Below are 19339 nucleotides of genomic sequence, written 5' to 3' on the forward strand. Positions count from 1 at the left end.
TGAATTTTTAGTTTAGACCCTCCTTTCCAATCTTGCATGTTTGCTTTGCCCCGCCTGTTTCTGCTGATGGCCATCGTCTGGTTTGCGCTCGGGTGCAGCTCTACCTTCAAAGAGGTAAACCAGGAAGCCTCGGCCGCGCCGGTTTTCAATGTTCCCGCGCTGTTCGGGAAAGACATCGACCAGGTAGCAAGCGCCCTCGGTCGACCCGAGTGGGACAGCGTCTCGTCGGACGCTGCGGAAAGCATCCGACTCTTTCGCCGGGACACCGTTTTGCTGCGCGTCGGCTACGCTGCGCCCACCCGTAAAGTGCACAGCTTTCTAATCCAATCCGCCCACGCGCAAACCGGCGACTACCGGTCCTTGCTGCGACTGGTCAATCTGACTGGCAGCGAGCCCGTGCTGGTCGTGGTACCACTCGTTTCCAACACCAATTCCGGCAGGTACAGCGGAGTCAAAGTGTTTGTGAAGGACGGCGCGGGGCTTTAGCAGCAGGGCGGGCAAATTTCCAGAGATTAGGAACGATAACCCTTAATTATCATCCCTAATCTTTTCGTACTTTTGCCCGGCCGATTTTTACCAAACCAGCCGCGCCCGGGCGTTCGTGAGCACTGCGCCGGATAGTCATTCACGCCTGCACCCATGAACGAACAAAAGGGAAAGAAAGAGCAAGTGGCCGTCGTGCCCGCCTCGTCGCTGGCCGAGATGGGCGAAGCCCTAGCCGCGCACGTCGGCCGCTACTTTGTCGAGGGGCTGCACGGCGCGGACAACACACGCCTGGCGTATTCGGCCGACCTGAAAAGCTTCGAGGCGTACTGCGAAGCCAACGCCCTGACGCCGTACCCGGCCGACGCAGCGACCCTGGCCGCCTACATTGCCCACCTGGCCGACCTGCCCCGCAAGCTGGCCACCATCCGCCGGCACCTGGCTGCCATCCAGAAGAAGCACGAGTTGCACGGCCACCCGTCGGCCGTGGGCTCCAAGCCGGTCGAAACCGTGCTGCGCGGCATCGGCCGCGTCGTGGGCAAAAAGCAGAAGCAGGCCCCGGCCTTCACCGTCGAGGCCCTGAAGCAGGCCATCCGCGGGCTGGACCTTACCACGCCCGTGGGCCTGCGGGACCGGGCCATCCTGCTGCTCGGCTTCGCGGGGGCCTTCCGGCGCTCGGAGCTGGTGGCTCTCAACGTCGAGGCGCTGGAATACAAAAACGGAGCGCTGGTGCTGCACCTGGATAAAAGCAAAACCAACCAGCAGGGCGAAACCGAAGACAAGGCGGTGTTCTACGCGCCGACCCCGCTATTCTGTCCGATTCGGGCCTGCGAGGAATGGCTGGCGGTGCTGGGCCGCACGTCCGGGCCGCTGTTCGTGTCGATGGTGCGCGCCAAGCCGGGACAGCCGGGCCGGCCGGGCGCCCGCCGCCTGACCGATGGCCGGCTGAATAGCGTGGTGAAGGCTCACTTGGGCGACAAGTACTCGGCCCATTCGCTGCGGGCGTCCTTTATCACCGTTGCCGTGCTCAACGGCCAGTCCAATAACTTCATCAAGAACCAGACGAAGCAGAAGACCGACGAAATGATTAGCCGCTACACCCGCCTGACGGATGTGATTGCATACAATGCGGCGCAATCCCTAGGGCTGTAATGCCGGCGTCGATGTAATTACAAAAAAGGCATTAGGAGAAACGCTTTTCTAGAGCCCAAAAACCGTTATTCGTTCTTACGGCACCTAATAGATGGCCTCTATCTGCCTCCGCTACCTGCCATCTTCCCGTCGCACAATAAAGCGTTACTTTAGCTTGGCCAAACTACATCCAAGTAATATAATGGACCTTTTCTGGGCGTTTTTACCGAAAAAGACAAACCCGTCCGCAGTCGGCCGGTTCTGCGCGCTGGTTCTCGGGATGCTGCTGGTTTTGCCGCCGTTGCGCGGGCAATGCCAAGGCAACGCAGTAATCGAAGATGAAATCAAAGCGGTGAAGGAGGCCTTAGCCAAGAACAGGAGGCCGACCACCTTTTCCAACACCGTAGAGGACATGTATTTTGACTGCGCAGCCCGCAAGCTGGCCTCGCAGTATTTCAGCTTAACCGAGGCGGAAAGAAGCAAGGTTAAAAAGCTGGATTTTTACGCCCTCCATATGAAAAGCTACGCCGCGGCGTGCATCAACAACGTGATGGAGGAGGTCAAGCGCATTAACAAAAGCAGAAATGTGAAGGTGGAAGTTTACCGCGAGCAGGCGTTTAAGGAATATTTGAAAAAGGAGCTAAGCAAGGACATTGAGAGCGACGAGACCACACGCGGCAGAGTGAATTATGAGGACTTGTGTAACTGCATCTACAGCAAAGTCAAGTACACGCCTTTGGAAAACGGGAAACTAATGGACATGGGGGACCCCAAGGGCTATTACAACACTCATGTACTGCCACCATGCATCAGCGTTTCCTTGATTGCCGTGGACCCCGACGCGAAAGCGAACGAGGCCAAGGCCGCCTTTTCCGCGAGTCTCTACGACGATGTGAGCGGTACCTTGCCGCAGGAGCGCATCAAAACGCTGCCCTATAAGGGTACGCGCACCATCGCCTTCTCCATCGGCAAAACGGCTTACGACGGCGTGATTGATTCCGGCGCTTCGTACTTGGTACTGACCACCGACATTGAGCGCGAACTACTCCTAGAGGGCATCATTGACAAGTCGAAGTACCTGGAGCCCGTTGAACTCGAAGTGGCCGATGGCCGCAGCATTTCAGTCCGCCGGATGGTTATCCCGAACATCGTGCTGGGCGGCTTCACGATTCGCAACGTCGTCGCCTGCGTCGTGCCAAGCGCAAAAACCATTTTAGTTGGGAAAAGCCTGCTCAATAAATTCAGGCGGTGGAGCTTCGACAACGAATCCGGCGAACTGCTGCTCGACAACCGCACCGCCCAGCAGCTCGCCCGGCCCTCTTTTTTGCAAGCCAAGCGTTCGGAATCGCGGACGCCCTGCAGCCCCGCCCCCGGTAATGAGGGGAAGGTGTATACCTACGTCGAACAGATGCCCCGCTTTCCGGGGGGGCCGGATGCCCTGCTGCCGTACATCCTCAATGCTCTTGTACGCCAGGACTCTGCGGGCAGCGGTGCTGAGGACCGGACCACGGGCAGCATCTACGTCAGCTTTACGGTAGACTGCGGTGGCAACGTAGTGGACGTCAGAATGATTAAAAAGAGCCCGACCCTCTCCGAGTACCTGCACAACGAAGTTATGCGGGTCGTCAAATCGTTGCCCGCGTTCACGCCCGGCAAGCAGAATGGCAGAGCGGTCGATGTATCGTTCACAATGCCCATCACCGTCAAATAGGGGGCTCCAGCTGGTCTTTCCCGGTTAGCCAGTTGGCCTTGGCAATGTTACCCAATACGAGTACTTATGCCACCGTAAGGTGGCCAAGCCATGAGCATCAAACGAATACTTTTCGCACTAGCCCTGGTTCTCAGCTCGCTTACAAGCTACTGTAAATCAATAGCCAGCAACCACGACTACAGCGTTACGGCTTCAGAGTTACGTATACGGTCGAAGCCAGATGGAAAGTCCGATGTACTAGGTTCGCTTCGTAGAGGTGATATAGTCCGCGTTGTGGATACAGAAGAGCAATGGGCCAAAATACGAGTAGCTGGTTCAGTCGGGTATGTAAAGAGCGAGTTCCTGGGGGAAGCTCAGCCTCTTATCAAACAGGCAACCACCTTTAAAGCCCGCTTCCTGCTGGGGTTTAGGTTCTTCATGCTTGTGCTGATAGGAATGGGAAGTATTCGCAGCATCCAGACCAGAAACAAAGATGGTCGCTTTAAAGGCGGGTTCCGCTTGAAGAAGCCCGATTTTGGCGATATGGTTTTTATCGTTTTCTCTAGCCTTGTGATTTGCTCGATAATAGGACTTGTTATCGGAGTGGCTGGCTTCTTTTAGGTGTAACTAGCTTTTCGTTAGCCTGAGTTATGTCTGAGCCCGATAAATTCAAGCCCTGCTCCAACCGTTGAACATGGAATTCCTGCAAGTATTTTCTTATGTTTCTATCTTCCTGTTCAGCTACACCTTGCTCTACGCCTGGTTGTCAATCGCTGCCGGCTCACCTTCACATTCTTCGGGGAAGCTGCGAGGTCAGTTAGTGCTCCTGCTCACAGTTGTGATAACATTCAGCGTTTATGGGTTCACATCAAAGCTCACACAGCCTCTCTATGCGCTTCTCCCAATCTTGTTGGTAGTAATTCTACTGTCGGCCTCCCGTGTTGGCTATGAGAAGGATTACGATACCAAGTCGTTCGCAAGGAGCTTCATGGTTAAAATGGGTATCTCACTGATTGTGGCTTTCTGCGCCTCTTAGACAAGAAAATTACTATACATTCACCTTTGCGTAGCTCCGCAGTCTCCAAGGCTAAGCCATTAACTTATGGTAGGAGGGCAACGTAAACTGTCACTATGAAAATTACCCAACAAGCCTCCTCGGACACCGTTACTCTCGCCCTTGACGGTGAACTGGATGCCAGTTCTTCCTCAATCCTTGACGAGAGCCTGGGTAACCCCGAATTGTTAAAATACAGCAAGGTCCTCATCGACTGCTCGAACCTGAAGTACATATCTTCAGCTGGGCTCGGGGTATTCATCTCCCACATAAAGCGCCTGCAGGATGCAAACGTTAAGCTGGTGTTCTTCAATATGAAGGACAAGATTTTTAACGTATTTGAAGTCCTGGGTCTCGATGCCCTGCTGACCATCGTTCCCACAGAGGTTGAAGCAGCATCAGCGTAATGACCAGCAGGGGCCTCGGCTTGCAACCTAACAGCCGTTGAAGTTTGGATTATTGACGAAAGAATTCATCCGCGTTGATAGGAGCTTGCGCCATATTTCCACCAGACACAGTATATAGCGTAATGGAACCAGTAGTGTAGCCCCTGCTATTGCTCATTACCTTGATGAGATTGCCCTCGTCCTTTGATTCGCTAAAACTTTGGTCAGAATCAAAATAGCCCTTTGTGCCACAGGCACTTTTACGAGTCGGATTCCAGTCTTTACCCGAAAACACTTTAAGATAGTATGTACCCGCAGGGATGCGTGACATTTTAAAGTCTGTTCCGCTACGAATGTATTCATTGCGGATTACCTTGTTATCGCTGGCCCTGGCTAAGCAGACAATGGCATCGGTACTGTTATTAGAGTTACTGAAGTTTATCCAAGCACTGCCCGAATATCGGCCTTTGCCAAAGCAGTTATCCAGTGGCGATTTACCATTTGACAACTGATTTCCCGCGTAGGGGGATACCGGCGGCTCATAATCAGCGGAGTCAAGTACGGTAGGGCCTGGTGCCGCAGTGGTAGCTTCTGCAGTACTGTTACCAGTTGTATCAGTTGACGTCGTGCTATCACATGCTGATAACGCTGCAACAAGTAGCAGCAGCAGAAAGGAGTTAAACCCTTTTGGAATCCAACAGAACAGCTCTTTGGACCGCATATTCCCGCTCAAGCCGACATCTAATCGTTGGAAAAGATTTTCGGTGGGTGCTGCACTGATGCTTTCCTTATGCTTATCAAAAGATTCAGTTTTTTTTGGGTAAAGCTTTACCATAAGGGTAAAATTCAAAAGTGCGTTTTCTCCGCCACAATATATGGGGAGTAAGTTGATAGCTAGGCACTAGGCGGGCCGTGTACTACAATTGCCGGTACCGAACTTCAAATGCTTCAATCTGGGTTTCGTTGCCTAACACCAGCAACACATCTCCGATAGCGGGGCAGTAGTTAGCGTCCGGGCTGACCACGAGTGTACCATTTTGTTGGCGCAGAGCAATGACATTCGCTCCGGTAAGGGAGCGTACATCAAGCTCACGGATGCTTCGTCCCTGCATTTCCCGACGGAGCTGCTGAAAACTGAGTTCTTCCAGGCGGAGCTTGTCAGCGCTTAGACCTGATATTAGGTCGAGGAACCGGATAACCTCGGGGCGGACGACTAAGTCAGCCATATGAGACCCCCCGATTTCATCAGGCATAACCACTGAATTAGCCCCTGCCGCTATAAGCTTACGCTCAGAGGTTTTTTCGGAAGCACGGGCAATGATGTTCAGCCGCGGATTAAGGGCTCGGGCAGAGAGTGCCACCGACATGTTATCAGAGTCTTTCGGCAGGGCCGCGATAATGGCGGATGCCCGCCCAATACCGGCTTGCTCCATAACCGGGTCTAGCGTGGCATCGCCAAACACGTAGAATATTTTTCCACCTGGGACGCCATCGCCGTCAATATCTGCGCCATTGTACCCTTCACTGAGCTGTCTGATAAGCTGCTCATTCTGTTCTATCACGACGACCCGGACGCTGTTGTTCAGTAGCTTTTGATACGCTTTACGGCCGTTGCTGCCAAAGCCGCAAATGATAACATGTCCACTGAAGCGCTTAATTTCTTGGTCTGTCCGGTACATCTTGAAAATCTTGCGTAGCTCGCCATCAAAAATGAATGTGGTTATGACCGACACTAAGTAGGCGACGACCAACAGGTTATACAGAATATAAAACGAGGTGAAGATGCGCCCGGCCTGGGACAGGGGACGAAGGACTTCATATCCGCCACCTGAGACCGTTATAACGGACATGTAGAACGCATCCGGCACATTGAAGTGCTCAATGGTCATAAACCCTGTCACGCCAATGGCCACGCTCGTTAGAGTAAGCCCGGCAGCATACTTAAGGCTATTAATCTGGGAAGGTCGCAGCATATCTAGTAGCCTCAGCTGGTGACGTCGGGTGTACGGGTAGCGAGCAGAGAAGAGGCCCGGCTATAGGGCCGGGCCTCCATCATAGGGCTTGCAAGGAAGGAGATGGCTATTTGCTGCCGGCAGTCCACTTGAAACCGAAGCCGTAGTGATTATCCGCCGCGCTGTGCCCGTTGAAGTACCGCTCTTCTTTGGTCATCACAACACCTGCCTCGGTGAACTGAATCAGTGCGGCTGCGCAGAAAATCTGGTTTTCTCCAGGGTTGTTAAGCTCCAACTTGATTTCTTCGCCATTGCTCATTTTGAAGTGCATACGGCCGTTTACCGTGCGGAAGTCCTTTGCTCCGGCATAGATGAGCGCGAATACCATCACGCGCTTGATGGTATCTGGCCGTACAATGGCCATGTTCTCGCCATCAGCTGCTCCCCCGGTACGGTCGTCCTTATCGAGAAAAATGAAGGGTGGCTTCGTAAGCGAGCCGAAATTATTGCCCAAGGGCTGAATCACGCCCTTAGAGCCGTCGTTTAGTTCGTACATGCATCCCAAATCAAGGTCAGGGGCCGCTGCTGCAGCTCCACCGCCGAATAGCTTGCCAAAGAGACCGGTGCTTTTGGTTTCCCCGCTGTTCCAGTTCAGGTTTACCTCAACTTTAAGCTGAACCTTCTGCTCCTTGCTGAGATTGATTTGGTGCTTGTCACCACGTTTTTGTAGAGTAATTGCCATGTTGTAGTTGGGTTGAATGGTGTTGGAGTAAAGGGTTGCTGCGTGGAAGTCGTGCTGGGAGTAGGCTTCTGCTTAAGGCATAATGAGGTCCCTCAGTTTGTTGGCGGCTTTGCGCTTCAGACAGGGAATGGTTAGTGAATTGCCATACATGCGGATGAACATATCCGTACCGAAAAGCCGCTGGTCAATCTCAATGTGGCGCACGGAGGTGAATCGAAACTTGTTCTCGTCGATGCCAATCAAGTACCAGTTGCGCTTGCGTACCGTAATGAAATTATTGGCAGCATCCACTTCCACAGTCCATGGAATGATGGCATTCCAGAGCTGACCGCGAAGCATCAAGTTGAAGGAAGAAGACTTGAACGTTTCAATCATGAGGGATAAGCGATAAGGGTCAAAGTATAATGCTAGTACCCATCATGGTGCACCAACGCCGTCAGCAACCCAATAGCCCGCTCAAAAGCGGGCTGCAGGTGATAGCTATTGCCGTAGGCGTAGTGCAGGAGCGTATGCCGAAAAGTCTTCGACTGGTAGTGAATGAAGGTGGTAAATTCCGCAAAGTCCGCACACAAGATGTACTTGACTACTCGAGTGTTGAAAAGAAACTCATCATTCTTGATGATGTCGTCAATGGATAGCAGATTGCGAACGGCAGCGTAATTAAGGTAATTTTCTACGGTTGGGTCGCACTCCTGGGGCCTGGCCACTTGAGCGAAATAGAGAAACAGATGAGACTGCTCGACTAGCCCCGTCCTTTCAAGAAGGTGGCATATCCGTTCTTCATGCGAGCCGGTAACGCGGATGTCGTCCAGGAATATCAGCGTTTTGCCGCGGGCAAACTCTACATCGACATAAAAGTCATCGCCCGAAATGGCTTTATCTCGCTGGGCCTTGGACATAGCTCCATAGTCCTCGTTGTAGCTATAGCTGCGAAATATCTTCCCCTCCTGCAGCGGTGCCAAGCCGTGACGGGGTATGGCGACCTCGTTGTACCTAGCTACAAAGTAATCCTTTAAGGCAAAGGTCGCTGTGGGCACAAAGTTGAAAGGCGCCGGATAGATAACGACACCTTTCGGGTTCGCCAGAGCGGGCAAAAAGCTGTTGAATCTGTCCGATTCAAGCAAGCTGTTCGCTAGCTCGCGGCCAAAGCGCCGGGCTAGGCTTTTGGAGCCGTACTTAAGTCGGCTGTACTCGTGCGGCTGAAAGCCGAAGTCGTAGTCCGCCAGGGTGGCCGTGGCGGCAGGGGGCTCAATAAGGTGGGCAGCAAACTGCTCACCCGTTCTTAAGGCGGTTGTAGGCATCTGTTAGAGTATGTTCATAAGGACCATGGACACCGATAAAAGCTACTCCCGCCTGTCGAGCGCCGAAAGCATCGGTGCGGGGGTTGTCCCCGATATGTGTATCAGGACGATGATGCGCGAGACTAAAAATCCGAGGGTCCGGCTTAGCTAGCGACACTTCATCTGAGAAAATCAACTGGTCAAAAAAGTCCATCCAGCCAAGCGACTGCAGCCATGCGCGCAGGGTTATTCCCGAGACGAAAAGCGTATTGCTTATCAAGACCAGCTTGAAATCACGAGCTAACAACCTCAGGTTCTCAGTGGTGTTTGTATCGTAGGGAAGCGCTGGAAACTTATAAGCGGCAGCTTGATATTTATCAATGAATTGTGCTAAATGCCCGAATGGGTATTTTTCCGGAACCAACTCAAGTCGGCACAGCCAATCACTGTAAAGGGTCGCCTGGGTAGGCTGCACCCCCCACGCTTCGACCAAATGGTCATAATGAAGCTTAACCGCTCGTTGCGTGTCCAGAATCTTTTCCGGGTCGAGGCCAGAGTGAAAGTGCTCCTGAACCAGATTGATTTTAGCTTGCTTAAAGTCGGTATTAGCACGCACAAGCGTCCCCCACAAGTCAAGCGATATAGTTTGTACAGCCATGTAGTAGTATCAGTCAGTAGTTTACTACTATAAGCTGTCCGGCTTTAAGTAAGCCGTTGGCGATTAGAAGCAGACCAGTCAAACAAGCTTAAAATCAGGGTCTACCAGGCTTGTCCAAATCGGGGCAGCAAGATAGCGGATAACCCCATCACTGTTTGAAAAAATGTCCTACATTTGGCTTACGTTGGAATCTCATTTTTCTAGTCAGAGTACTAATTTATGGCAATCAGTCTACAAAAAGGACAAAAGATAGATATTGGCCTTTCTCGCATTAGCGTTGGCCTGGGCTGGAACCCCAATGAAGGCAGCGGCCATGATTTCGATTTGGATGCTTCTGCCTTCATGATTAACGCGGCGCGCAAGATTCCAGCAGAAGAGTACTTCATCTTCTATGGCAACACTGACTCGCCTGACCAAGGCCTGCATCACACTGGCGATGACCCTACTGGGGGCAACAGCGCTGATGGCGATGATGAGACCATTGAGGTTGACTTGAGTAAAGTGGGTGACAGCATCCAGGAAATACTTTTCGTGGTGACCATCCACGAGGCAAGCCTACGCAAGCAGAATTTTGGACAGGTTCGCAGCTCTTACATTCGCATCGTTGACCAGGGAAACGGTTCGGAAATCGCCAAGTATGAGCTGGGCGAAGACTTCTCGATTGAAACCGGTGTAGAATTTGGCCGGCTCTATCGCCGCGACAACAAATGGCGCTTCGAGGCCTCTGGCATTGGCTACAAGGAAGAACTGGCTTTCTTCCTTGGCAAATATTACTCGGGCCAGATTATCAACTAGCTCGCCTGCGCTGTCACAATTCCTACTTAAAATATTCTGGAAGCGGCTGCAGCTACCTTCCGTAGCTATCGCCCTGTATGTATTAGCCTGTTCGTCTAGTGACTATCGCCCCTTCCTTGCGCGATTACTCGCTGGCTACAACCCACCATTCACATCACCTAACACCTATCAAACCTCTTTTCTCAAATGGCAATCTCCCTACAAAAAGGTCAAAAAGTTGACGTTGGCCTGTCTAAAATAAGCGTTGGCCTGGGCTGGAACCCTAACGAAGGCACCGGCCAAGCATTCGACCTCGACGCCTCCGCATTCATGCTGGGCGAAGGCCGTAAGCTGGTTTCGGACGCGCACTTTATCTTCTACAACAACACGGATTCCCCTGACCAGGCTGTTCATTACAGCGGTGACGATACGACCGGGGGCAATTCGGACGGTGACGACGAGACTATCCTGATTGACCTGCAGAAGGTCAGCGCAGACGTTCAGGAAATTCTTTTCATTGTAACCATCCACGAAGCCGCTACCCGCAAGCAGAATTTTGGCCAAGTGCGTAGCTCCTACATCCGCATCGTAGACCAGGGCTCCAGCTCGGAGATTGCCAAATACGAGCTAGACGAGGATTTCTCGATTGAAACCGGCATCGAATTTGGCCGCCTTTACCGTCGTGACGGGCAGTGGAAGTTCGAAGCTTCCGGCATCGGGCAGCAGGAAGAACTGGGCTTCTTCCTCAGCAAATACAACGCGTAAATCTGACTTCTGAACCTGCCCAACTCTTTCAAAGATGGCTATCAATCTAGTTAAAGGTCAAACGATTGACCTTCGGAAAAATGCTCAAGGGGAGTCCTTTGATTTATCCACTGTGACTATCGGCCTTGGCTGGGATGTACGCGGTGGTGGGGGCGAAGCTTATGATTTGGACGCTTCCGCCCTCATGCTCAATGGCAGTGGCAAGCTGGCTGGAATCAATGACGTGGTGTATTTCGGCAACCTCAAACACGCTTCCGGTAACGCCTGGTCCAATGGCGACAACCTGACCGGAGCTGGAGCTGGTGACGACGAGCAACTGGTGGTTAAGCTGGATGCCATGGGCTCACAATTTGATAAGATTGTGTTCATGGTCAATATCTACCAGGGGCGGACCCGTGGCCAGCACTTTGGCATGGTCCAAAATGCCTTCATCCGGGCTGTAGACAAGAACGGTAAGGAGATTGTGAAGTACAGCCTGTCGGGCGACGGTACCTACAACAACATGTGTTCCGTGATTTTTGGCGAAGTCTACCGCCGCGAGGGCAGCTGGAAATTCCGGGCCCTGGGCGAAGCGCTACCAGTGGATAGCCTGAACGACGTCATCAAAAATTACCAATAGTCAATCAGGCCCGTTCCTAACCAAAAGCGGTAGGAACGGGCTTTTTTGTGCGCTAACCGCGCCTTAAACCCCTTACTGAAAATGAGAAGATTACCCGTCTATCTGTTGCTGGATACGTCCGGCTCCATGAGTGGAGAGCCCATTGAAGCGGTTAAAAACGGCATGCAAGTGTTGGTCAGTGCCCTTCGGCAAGACCCCTATGCCCTGGAGACTGCTTACTTAAGCGTTATCACGTTTGATAACACCGCTCGCCAAGTAGTGCCTCTAACTGAATTATCTGATTTTCAGATACCTGACCTGAAAGCTACGACTACCACCAGCTTGGGCGCGGCCCTGCAGCTATTGGCCGAAACCACTGACCACGAAGTTAAAAAGTCAACTGCTGACCAAAAAGGTGACTGGCGGCCTGTCGTTTTCATCATGACCGATGGGGAGCCTACCGATGACTGGCGCAAGGGCCTGGCTGAATTCAAGAAACGTAAGTTTGGAATCGTTGTCGCGTGCGCGGCAGGTGCGGGTGCTAACACAAGCGTCCTACAGGAAATCACTGAATCGGTGGTGCAGCTCGATACGGCTGACTCCAAAACCATTCAAGCGTTCTTCAAGTGGGTTTCTGCTTCGGTTAGCAGCAGCAGCCGTTCGGTTGAATCGGCCGGTAAAGAACTCATTGGCCTGCAAGAGCTGCCTCCTCCTCCGGCGGAAGTTAACGTAGTCATTTAATACCTTTCCTGAATGCGCCGGCTGCCCGTCTATATACTGCTTGACACTTCGGGGTCAATGCGTGGCGAACCCATTGAGGCTGTGAAAAACGGGCTTGAAGTGCTGGTGCGTACGCTTCGGCAGGACCCCTTCACACTCGAATCGGTGCACCTGAGTCTGCATACGTTCGACCGGGAAGTTAAAATCCTGCTTCCGCTCACTGCGCTGGAAGATTTGCAGCTTCCCGATGTCACAACTCCTGACTCCGGGCCTACTCATTTAGGGGCAGCGCTGGAACTGCTATGTGCACAGTATGACAAAGAGATTATTAAGGGCACAGCCACCCAAAAGGGCGACTGGATGCCGTTACTCTTCATCATCACCGATGGCAGTCCTTCTGATTTACAACTCTACCGCCAAATGGTTGAGCAAGTGAAGAAGCGGCGCTTTGCTAGTATTGTGGCGTGTGCGGCCGGCCCGAAAGGGAAAGATGAGTACCTGAAAGAGCTAACGTCAACGGTGATTCACTTGGATACTGCGGACAGCAATACCTTTCAGCAATACTTTAAGTGGGTATCCGCAACGGTCAGCAGCGGCAACCGCAGTTTGGGGGCCAGCGATTCCCTGCCACCCCTGCCGCCCCCACCGCCCGAAGTTCATTTATTGATATGAGCAAACCTCTCCCACAGCGCAGTGGGAAGAATCATTCTATTCCATCAGTAGGAAAATGCCCCTATGAGCCCCGAACACCCTATTTCTGCTCAACCGTCCTCCGAACCAACTCCGTCAATTGAAGGAACTCCCCCCGCCGAGACCACAGCGGGGCAAGCGTCTTCAATTGAGAACCAAGCAGCCATATCACCTGATTCGGAACAGTTCCCGTTGCCTGATGTAGTGTCCTCGCCGGCTCAGCCAGAGCCGCTGGAAGCAGGTGCAGCACCCCAGCTTAGCCAACCGGCAGAACTGGTATACCCAGCCCCCCTTACCGAAGGAACCCCGATTGTTCAGCAGCCAGCGCCGGCCAGCGAAGCGCCAACTGCGGCTCCTGAAGAAGTGGCACCTGCAGTCGCGCCAACCGCAATTGCTGATGAGGTAATCGCAGTAGTTGAGCCTGTTCCACCGGTAGCGCCTCAAGCAGTAGCGGCACTAATAGAACCTGCACTGCCTATAGCCCCCGCTGTTGCGCCAGTAGTGGAGGCTTCTAACGGGGTATTCGTCAGTGGTAAAGCCATCGTTCTGCCAAATGGTAAGGTCGGTGAATCCTATTCGTTTAAATTCACCCCGGATGTAGTTGACCTGGGCTCCTGCCTCAATATTCGGGTGCTAGGTCCTGAGGGGCTCGGCCTGACATTTGACCAAGCTACGCAGGCTTTGGCCGGCATGCCTTCGCTAGCTGGACAGCACGAGCTACGGCTGAGCTATCAGCCGGCGACGGCTAAAGCTGGTGACCCTGCGCACATTCGCGCCTTGCAGTGGTATGTTAACCCTGACCCTCGCTCCCTTTGGACGGAACATGAGCCAGCGGCCGACTTGTTGGCACGCAAAGACCATGTTGCCCATCAAATAGTAGCGGAGGGCCCGAAAACGATTGTTGCCGCTAGCCGGCGCGGGAGGTCCCACGCCAAGGATGCCAAGTTTCGGGAAGATGACTTCCGGTGTTATTTCCAGACTGAATCAAAAAGCTATGTCCTAGCCGTTGCTGACGGTGCAGGGTCAGCTACCATGTCTCGTGAGGGCTCACGCCTGGCTTGTGAAACGGCCACTGACCACGTTTTAAGCGCCCTTAGCGGGGAAACGTCAGCCAAGCTTCGGCAGCTCACCGATGCGTACGATGCAGCGGAAGGAAGTCCTGAATCCCGCAAGGCCCTGCAGGACGAACTATACAAGCTGCTGGGCAATGCAGCGCTGTTAGCCGCCCGGCAAATCACCCAAACGGCAGAAGCTGCAGGGCACGTCGCCCGTGATTATGCCACAACACTGCTGCTGGCACTTTGCCATCCCACAGCGAACGGCTGGCTTGTCGGGGCTTTCTGGATTGGCGATGGTGGACTGGGGCTGTACCGGCGTCAGGAAGGTATCCGCCTCCTGGGGGAGCCGGATGGAGGAGAGTACTCCGGTCAGACCCGCTTTCTGACTATGAAAGAAACATTTGAGGCCAGTTCGCTCTATGGCCGGGTACGCTTTGAACTGGTGCCGGATTTTGATGCGCTGGTACTCATGTCTGATGGCATCACTGACGCTTTGTTTCAGACGGATTCTAACCTGGCTAAATCCGAGAAATGGGGAGAACTGCTGGATGGCATCAACAGCGCAGCGCCGTTGCAGCGGGATAATCAGGAGTTAGGGGCACAGCTCAGCGAATGGCTTAATTTCTGGGTTAAGGGAGAGTACGACGACCGCACCATTGCCATCTTGTTCTAAGCACTATGGCCAACGTCATTTCGCTTACGGCACACGACGGCTCGCTTGTCGAGTATGTAGATGCCATCATTGGGCAGGGGGGCATGAAGGACGTATACTTCAGCCCCGATAAGAGCTACGTGGTATGCTTTTTCCGCACGAAGGCGGATGCGGCTACCCGCGACCGTCTTCTAACGATTGCCGCCACGTACCGGGACCGTATTTTCAACCAAGCCGGGGGCGATTTCTGGCAGAACCTGTTTTGCTGGCCCACCAAAGTCGTCGAGCACGAGGGGCGGTTGGGGATTGTAACGCCAACGTATCAGCCGCAATTTTTCTTTAAAGTAGGCTCCCGCAACAACGACTTCCTAGCCATCAAGGGCAAGGAAAAAGAGGGCAAATGGTTTGCCTCGGCATTCCACCAGAATAAGAATCTGGACCCGCAGGAAAAGGGCGACTTCTACAAGTACCTACAAATCTGTCTGAACATCAGCCGGGCCGTACGGCGCATGCATGCTGCAGGCCTGGCCCACTCTGACTTGTCATACAAGAATGTCCTGATTGACCCAACTTCAGGCAAAGCAGCTATCATTGACATTGACGGACTGGTGGTACCAGGGAAGTACCCACCCGACGTAATCGGTACGCCCGACTTCATTGCCCCGGAAGTTCTTGCGACTCTGAGCCTGGATTACCACGACAAAGGGCGCAAGTTTCCAAACATAGCAACCGACCGGCACGCCCTGGCCGTGATGATATACATGTACTTGCTGCGGCGGCACCCGCTGCGGGGGCGCAAAGTCAATGACCCAGACCCCACCCGGGACGAGGAGCTGTCGATGGGAGCCAACGCGTTGTTCGTCGAGCATCCAACCGACAAAAGCAACCGGCCCAATCCGGCCGATATGAAGCCCAGCTACCTGCCCTGGGGCGACATTGATAAACTATCCTATAGTATCTGTGGCCCCTATCTCAAAAAGCTTTTTGACCGCGCCTTCACGGTAGGACTCAAAACGCCATCTGAGCGGCCGACTGCCGATGATTGGGAAACCGCGCTTATCAAAACAGTGGACTTGCTGCAACCGTGCTCCAATCCGGCGTGCGAACAGAAATGGTATGTGTTCGACAACTCGACCGTCCCGAAGTGCCCCTACTGTGGCACGGCCTACGTTGGCCCCCTGCCCATGCTCAACCTCTACGCCAAGACACCTAAAGGGCAGTTTAGCTTTGAGAACCACCGCCTAATGGTGTATAGCAACCAATACATTTACCGCTGGCATACCCTACGTAGCGTGGTTCCTAACGAAAAGCTCAAAGCTGACGAAAAGCAGCCCGTCGGCTACTTCGTTTTCCATAATGGCCGCTGGGTCCTGGTAAATCAGCGCATGACCGGGCTGCGCGATATTGACGAAGGCAAGGACATTCCTACCGGGCAAATGCTGGAGCTGCGCGACGGCCAGAAAATTCTACTTTCCAACGAAGACGGGGGCCGCTTGGCCATTGTACAAATCAGTAACGGCAAATAACATGACGAACTATCTACAAGAGATTATTAACAACCCGTTGCCCTCGTTGGCGATTGTGGGGAACCTGTTCATCATCGAGAGCATGCTCTCGATTGATAACGCCGCAGTCTTGGCTACGATGGTTTCAGACTTACCAAAAGCTCAGCAGCAGAAAGCCTTGCGTTACGGCATCATCGGAGCCTACGTTTTTCGTGGCCTCTGCATGTTGTTTGCGTCTTTTCTGATTCAGTTTTGGTTTCTGAAGCCTCTGGGGGGACTGTATCTGCTCTACCTGGTATATGACAATTTCAAAGACAAGTCCTCGGATGGGGACGAAGAGATTGATAAGCAGGGAAACTGGCTGTATCGTAGCACCCTGGGACTGATGGGACCGTTCTGGGCTACGGTGGCCCTCATTGAATTGATGGACCTGGCGTTCTCCATCGATAACGTGCTGGCTGTAGTTGCCTACACAGACAACCTTATCTTGGTATGCGTTGGTGTTTTCATTGGCATTCTCGCAATGCGTTTGGTTGCACAAGCCTTCGTTCTGCTGATGGGAAAATACCCCTTCCTCGAAACAGCGGCATTCATTGTGATTGGGATTCTAGGGGCCAAGCTCATGCTCTCGCCCTTCGAGCACTTCATGCCCACGCATCCGTTTAGCCATTTTCTAAGCAGCCAGGCAACCGAAATCGGGATGACAGTTCTCACCATCCTCATTTTTGTCGTGCCTATTGTCTATACCATGCTTACCAAACGGAAAAAGTCCAACGCTGCCGGGGCCTAGCTTAAAAATTGGTGTAGTGATGTATGAAGTTGTCCATCCGGCTTATAAGGTGGGCACTCAAGGGTAGGCTTAGCGCCTACCCTTTTACCATTAGCCATTTAGAAGAGTACTACTGAACTCGTATGAAAAGACTTTTACTTATTGTAGTATGTTGCTTGACATTCCAACAAGGGTGGTGTCAGCAGCTCATTGACGTTGCCGACCTGACTCTTAAGCTTAGTGCAGGAGAGACTAAAGACCTTTACTACACTTTTGATAGCAATGACCAGATTGTCTTCGGTTTTGAGGAAGTTAATCTCAAGCCGATAAAATCTCTTGCCATTATAGAAGAGGCGTCTCAAAGCGTCAAGTACGAAGACTATGAGGTTGCCCAAATAAAAGGGAAGGCCATCTCCGTCTACAAAAGGGGTATTTACAAATTTCGTTTTGTGAATGCCTCTCTGCTGAAGGGAAAAGTGTGCAAAATAAAAATCCAGCGCCAGTTAGCTGCTGGTGGACGTGCCGACTTCAACACCTCCGTCAAATGGGTTGAAAAAGCCGACACTACCTACAACACCTACACGAAGAAGGTGGTAACCGGCCAAAGGGAATACGATGTACAAAGGTCCCGGCGTGTACTGGCCAGAGTTGATACCTCCATCGTGCCGGTGGTAAACAGAGTCGAGCGGGTACACTCGAAAACGAACCTCGACCGCCCCAATTACTCGCTCATCAACTTTAGTCTACCTACCAACCTAGCCGAGCCAAATGTCTTCCTGCCCTACAGAACTACGGAGGTCGTGTCTTGGGCGTACAGCGTCGGCGTTGGAGAATCAGGGCAAGCTTGGTACAAGGACGCGAACAAAAAGGCGGGGGCCAGGGCTGTGGCAAACCTGACGGTACAAGCAGGCTTGGCTACGGGGGGAACCGGGGCTCTGGCTATGCTAGCCCTTGAGGGCGTATCGCTTTTCAGTAACCCTCCAAACGGAGACAACTGCATTTTCTCAGTGTTATTCAGCCAGAATGGCCAGAATTACATTCTCAAAAATGCTTCAGGCAATAGTGTAGCGGCTTCCGGGCAGATTACTTCCTTGAAACAGGGCAGTATGACGTTGAAGCTCGAAAACGATAATACCATCGACGCAATCAATGTGGATGTAAAAATCGTGGCCTGCGTGATTACCAAAATCTATCAGGACGAGGCGTACACGGTTAAGAAGAGTGAGCCGATTGAAGAGCTTAAAACCTTCAAGGAGCCCAAAATTGCCATGAGGAAGGTCCCGGTGATGATGGATTAGACTTGGCTTCCCGGCTTACCGATATTTTCTCTCAGCAGGCCTTGGATGGTATAGCGCGTAGGCCGCAAACAGGCATTTATAGGCCGTCATATTGAGTCTTTTCCTTCCCAGCCACCATTTTCCACATAGTTAGTTGTATGAGTTTTAGAGGAGCCTTACGTTCTTTTGCTGCTGCAGGCCGTCGCATCGAGCGGGAGCAGCAGCGGCGTGCCCGCGAAGCAACCCGGCACTACAAGCAACTACAAAAACAGCAGGAATCGGCCAACGCGGCGGAGGCTGTTGCTCAGTATGAGGATTACTTGTCGGTTATAAAATCCATCCATCACGATTGCGGCGACACGATTGACTGGCAAAGGATATGGAATGAGCCAGCTCCGGTGCGTCCACCCCGCAATAATGTGCACGAGGCCGCCGCTTCTGCAGCTCTGGAAGGTTATCGACCCGGGCTTATGGATAAGCTCCTGAAACGGGAAGCTGACCGGATGGACCAACTTCGCCAAGAACTGGAAAAGGCTAAAGCCCGCGACCAGCAGGAGCGGACAGCTCAAGTGGACGAGTATCAGCGGCAGTTAGACGATTGGAGAGGCCGCCAAGAACTGGCTAAAGCTTGCATTGCAAAGGACCAGGCCGTGTACCAGCAGGTACTTGAAGACTTCAACCCTTTCGATGGCGTGAGTGCCCTGGGCTCCCAACTTGGCTTTCGCTTCTTCTCCAATCTGGTTGAAGTAGACTTACACGTAAACAGTCCTGAAGTGATTCCGGACTTCATCTTGACTCGCACAGCTGGCGGCAAGCTTTCCCGCAAAGCGATGCCGACGAGCAAGTTCAACGAAATCTATCAAGACTATGTCTGCGGGTGCGTGCTGCGCATCAGCAGGGAAATCACGGCGCACCTTCCCGTAGACCAAGTGGTGGTTAATGCCATGGGCTCGATGCTAAATCCCGCTACTGGGCTGATTGAGGAGCAAGTAATCGTGTCCGTCGCTATTCCCCGGGCCACACTCAGCCGACTTAATTTTGCTACCCTGGACCCCTCGGACTCCATGCGCAACTTCAATCACAACATGAAGTTTGCGAAGACTACCGGTTTCCAGCCGGTATCCCGTGTTGCTCCGGTAGGTGGCAGACCCTAAC

General features: G+C 52.8%; 22 protein-coding genes. 16 read left to right on the top strand and 6 right to left on the bottom strand.

Going from position 1 to position 19339, the window contains the following annotated elements:
- Nucleotides 1-36 precede the first annotated feature (36 nt).
- From MTP16_RS25050 to MTP16_RS25075, 6 genes are all read left to right on the top strand, one after another.
- The gene (locus MTP16_RS25050; RefSeq protein WP_243520721.1) at nucleotides 37-486 is read left to right on the top strand and encodes a hypothetical protein; all 450 of its coding nucleotides are present in this window, start codon (nucleotides 37-39) and stop codon (nucleotides 484-486) included.
- A 153-nt stretch (nucleotides 487-639) separates the two neighbouring features.
- Entirely contained in the window at nucleotides 640-1635 is a 996-nt protein-coding gene (locus MTP16_RS25055; RefSeq protein ID WP_243520723.1) for a tyrosine-type recombinase/integrase, read from the top strand.
- A 181-nt stretch (nucleotides 1636-1816) separates the two neighbouring features.
- The gene (locus MTP16_RS25060; RefSeq protein ID WP_243520725.1) at nucleotides 1817-3325 is read left to right on the top strand and encodes an energy transducer TonB; all 1509 of its coding nucleotides are present in this window, start codon (nucleotides 1817-1819) and stop codon (nucleotides 3323-3325) included.
- A gap of 90 nt (nucleotides 3326-3415) precedes the next feature.
- Entirely contained in the window at nucleotides 3416-3925 is a 510-nt protein-coding gene (locus MTP16_RS25065) for an SH3 domain-containing protein (RefSeq protein WP_243520727.1), read from the top strand.
- Between the two features lie 73 nt (nucleotides 3926-3998).
- Complete coding sequence (locus MTP16_RS25070) at nucleotides 3999-4340, top strand: hypothetical protein (RefSeq protein ID WP_243520728.1); 342 nt, start codon at nucleotides 3999-4001, stop codon at nucleotides 4338-4340.
- A 95-nt stretch (nucleotides 4341-4435) separates the two neighbouring features.
- On the top strand, nucleotides 4436-4765 hold the full coding sequence (locus MTP16_RS25075; protein ID WP_243520730.1) for an STAS domain-containing protein: 330 nt from the start codon (nucleotides 4436-4438) through the stop codon (nucleotides 4763-4765).
- 49 nt (nucleotides 4766-4814) lie between these two features.
- Here the strand turns inward: MTP16_RS25075 and MTP16_RS25080 are convergent, their stop codons facing one another.
- The 6 genes from MTP16_RS25080 to MTP16_RS25105 form a co-directional block, all read right to left on the bottom strand.
- Nucleotides 4815-5579, bottom strand: a complete 765-nt coding sequence (locus MTP16_RS25080) for a hypothetical protein (protein WP_243520732.1) — start codon at nucleotides 5577-5579, stop codon at nucleotides 4815-4817.
- 82 nt (nucleotides 5580-5661) lie between these two features.
- Nucleotides 5662-6717 (bottom strand): potassium channel family protein, encoded by a 1056-nt coding sequence (locus tag MTP16_RS25085; protein WP_243520734.1) that lies wholly within the window; start codon nucleotides 6715-6717, stop codon nucleotides 5662-5664.
- 106 nt (nucleotides 6718-6823) lie between these two features.
- Nucleotides 6824-7438, bottom strand: a complete 615-nt coding sequence (locus tag MTP16_RS25090) for a hypothetical protein (protein ID WP_243520736.1) — start codon at nucleotides 7436-7438, stop codon at nucleotides 6824-6826.
- 72 nt (nucleotides 7439-7510) lie between these two features.
- Nucleotides 7511-7813: a hypothetical protein gene (locus tag MTP16_RS25095; RefSeq protein ID WP_243520738.1), complete on the bottom strand. Its 303-nt coding sequence runs from the start codon at nucleotides 7811-7813 to the stop codon at nucleotides 7511-7513.
- 32 nt (nucleotides 7814-7845) lie between these two features.
- Nucleotides 7846-8739: a phosphoribosyltransferase family protein gene (locus MTP16_RS25100; RefSeq protein WP_243520740.1), complete on the bottom strand. Its 894-nt coding sequence runs from the start codon at nucleotides 8737-8739 to the stop codon at nucleotides 7846-7848.
- Nucleotides 8711-9376, bottom strand: coding sequence for an HAD family hydrolase (locus tag MTP16_RS25105; RefSeq protein ID WP_243520741.1), 666 nt, complete (start codon nucleotides 9374-9376; stop codon nucleotides 8711-8713). The genes MTP16_RS25100 and MTP16_RS25105 overlap by 29 nt, the downstream gene beginning before the upstream one ends.
- 219 nt (nucleotides 9377-9595) lie before the next feature.
- Here MTP16_RS25105 and MTP16_RS25110 point away from each other — a divergent pair, with 219 nt between their 5' ends.
- The 10 genes from MTP16_RS25110 to MTP16_RS25155 all read left to right on the top strand — a co-directional run bounded on the left by MTP16_RS25110 (nucleotide 9596) and on the right by MTP16_RS25155 (nucleotide 19338).
- Entirely contained in the window at nucleotides 9596-10171 is a 576-nt protein-coding gene (locus MTP16_RS25110) for a TerD family protein (RefSeq protein WP_243520744.1), read from the top strand.
- A gap of 186 nt (nucleotides 10172-10357) precedes the next feature.
- Complete coding sequence (locus MTP16_RS25115) at nucleotides 10358-10915, top strand: TerD family protein (protein WP_243520746.1); 558 nt, start codon at nucleotides 10358-10360, stop codon at nucleotides 10913-10915.
- Nucleotides 10916-10949: 34 nt separating this feature from the next.
- Nucleotides 10950-11534: a TerD family protein gene (locus MTP16_RS25120; protein WP_243520748.1), complete on the top strand. Its 585-nt coding sequence runs from the start codon at nucleotides 10950-10952 to the stop codon at nucleotides 11532-11534.
- Between the two features lie 81 nt (nucleotides 11535-11615).
- Entirely contained in the window at nucleotides 11616-12254 is a 639-nt protein-coding gene (locus MTP16_RS25125) for a vWA domain-containing protein (protein ID WP_243520750.1), read from the top strand.
- 12 nt (nucleotides 12255-12266) lie between these two features.
- On the top strand, nucleotides 12267-12905 hold the full coding sequence (locus MTP16_RS25130; RefSeq protein WP_243520752.1) for a vWA domain-containing protein: 639 nt from the start codon (nucleotides 12267-12269) through the stop codon (nucleotides 12903-12905).
- Between the two features lie 63 nt (nucleotides 12906-12968).
- Nucleotides 12969-14654 carry a PP2C family serine/threonine-protein phosphatase gene (locus tag MTP16_RS25135; protein ID WP_243520754.1) on the top strand — a complete coding sequence of 562 codons (1686 nt, stop codon included), beginning with the start codon at nucleotides 12969-12971 and terminating at the stop codon, nucleotides 14652-14654.
- Between the two features lie 5 nt (nucleotides 14655-14659).
- Entirely contained in the window at nucleotides 14660-16159 is a 1500-nt protein-coding gene (locus tag MTP16_RS25140) for a helix-hairpin-helix domain-containing protein (protein ID WP_243520756.1), read from the top strand.
- A gap of 1 nt (nucleotide 16160) precedes the next feature.
- Nucleotides 16161-16928, top strand: a complete 768-nt coding sequence (locus tag MTP16_RS25145; protein ID WP_243520758.1) for a TerC family protein — start codon at nucleotides 16161-16163, stop codon at nucleotides 16926-16928.
- A 122-nt stretch (nucleotides 16929-17050) separates the two neighbouring features.
- A complete protein-coding gene (locus MTP16_RS25150) occupies nucleotides 17051-18205 on the top strand; it encodes a hypothetical protein (protein ID WP_243520760.1) in 1155 nt (384 codons plus the stop codon).
- Between the two features lie 137 nt (nucleotides 18206-18342).
- Entirely contained in the window at nucleotides 18343-19338 is a 996-nt protein-coding gene (locus MTP16_RS25155) for a hypothetical protein (RefSeq protein ID WP_243520762.1), read from the top strand.
- Nucleotide 19339 lies beyond the last annotated feature (1 nt).

The organism is Hymenobacter monticola (genome assembly GCF_022811645.1).
GTDB classification, from domain to species: domain Bacteria; phylum Bacteroidota; class Bacteroidia; order Cytophagales; family Hymenobacteraceae; genus Hymenobacter; species Hymenobacter monticola.

Excerpts from the sequence above, each read along its gene's own strand:
- MTP16_RS25100 (WP_243520740.1), bottom strand. The coding sequence starts at position 8,739 with ATGCCTACAACCGCCTTAAGAACGGGTGAGCAGTTTGCTGCCCACCTT.
- MTP16_RS25080 (WP_243520732.1), bottom strand. The coding sequence starts at position 5,579 with ATGGTAAAGCTTTACCCAAAAAAAACTGAATCTTTTGATAAGCATAAG.
- MTP16_RS25125 (WP_243520750.1), top strand. The coding sequence starts at position 11,616 with ATGAGAAGATTACCCGTCTATCTGTTGCTGGATACGTCCGGCTCCATG.
- MTP16_RS25155 (WP_243520762.1), top strand. The coding sequence starts at position 18,343 with ATGAGTTTTAGAGGAGCCTTACGTTCTTTTGCTGCTGCAGGCCGTCGC.
- MTP16_RS25130 (WP_243520752.1), top strand. The coding sequence starts at position 12,267 with ATGCGCCGGCTGCCCGTCTATATACTGCTTGACACTTCGGGGTCAATG.
- MTP16_RS25055 (WP_243520723.1), top strand. The coding sequence starts at position 640 with ATGAACGAACAAAAGGGAAAGAAAGAGCAAGTGGCCGTCGTGCCCGCC.
- MTP16_RS25070 (WP_243520728.1), top strand. The coding sequence starts at position 3,999 with ATGGAATTCCTGCAAGTATTTTCTTATGTTTCTATCTTCCTGTTCAGC.
- MTP16_RS25060 (WP_243520725.1), top strand. The coding sequence starts at position 1,817 with ATGGACCTTTTCTGGGCGTTTTTACCGAAAAAGACAAACCCGTCCGCA.
- MTP16_RS25090 (WP_243520736.1), bottom strand. The coding sequence starts at position 7,438 with ATGGCAATTACTCTACAAAAACGTGGTGACAAGCACCAAATCAATCTC.
- MTP16_RS25120 (WP_243520748.1), top strand. The coding sequence starts at position 10,950 with ATGGCTATCAATCTAGTTAAAGGTCAAACGATTGACCTTCGGAAAAAT.
- MTP16_RS25115 (WP_243520746.1), top strand. The coding sequence starts at position 10,358 with ATGGCAATCTCCCTACAAAAAGGTCAAAAAGTTGACGTTGGCCTGTCT.
- MTP16_RS25085 (WP_243520734.1), bottom strand. The coding sequence starts at position 6,717 with ATGCTGCGACCTTCCCAGATTAATAGCCTTAAGTATGCTGCCGGGCTT.
- MTP16_RS25105 (WP_243520741.1), bottom strand. The coding sequence starts at position 9,376 with ATGGCTGTACAAACTATATCGCTTGACTTGTGGGGGACGCTTGTGCGT.
- MTP16_RS25095 (WP_243520738.1), bottom strand. The coding sequence starts at position 7,813 with ATGATTGAAACGTTCAAGTCTTCTTCCTTCAACTTGATGCTTCGCGGT.
- MTP16_RS25140 (WP_243520756.1), top strand. The coding sequence starts at position 14,660 with ATGGCCAACGTCATTTCGCTTACGGCACACGACGGCTCGCTTGTCGAG.
- MTP16_RS25145 (WP_243520758.1), top strand. The coding sequence starts at position 16,161 with ATGACGAACTATCTACAAGAGATTATTAACAACCCGTTGCCCTCGTTG.
- MTP16_RS25135 (WP_243520754.1), top strand. The coding sequence starts at position 12,969 with ATGAGCCCCGAACACCCTATTTCTGCTCAACCGTCCTCCGAACCAACT.
- MTP16_RS25050 (WP_243520721.1), top strand. The coding sequence starts at position 37 with ATGTTTGCTTTGCCCCGCCTGTTTCTGCTGATGGCCATCGTCTGGTTT.
- MTP16_RS25150 (WP_243520760.1), top strand. The coding sequence starts at position 17,051 with ATGAAAAGACTTTTACTTATTGTAGTATGTTGCTTGACATTCCAACAA.
- MTP16_RS25075 (WP_243520730.1), top strand. The coding sequence starts at position 4,436 with ATGAAAATTACCCAACAAGCCTCCTCGGACACCGTTACTCTCGCCCTT.
- MTP16_RS25110 (WP_243520744.1), top strand. The coding sequence starts at position 9,596 with ATGGCAATCAGTCTACAAAAAGGACAAAAGATAGATATTGGCCTTTCT.
- MTP16_RS25065 (WP_243520727.1), top strand. The coding sequence starts at position 3,416 with ATGAGCATCAAACGAATACTTTTCGCACTAGCCCTGGTTCTCAGCTCG.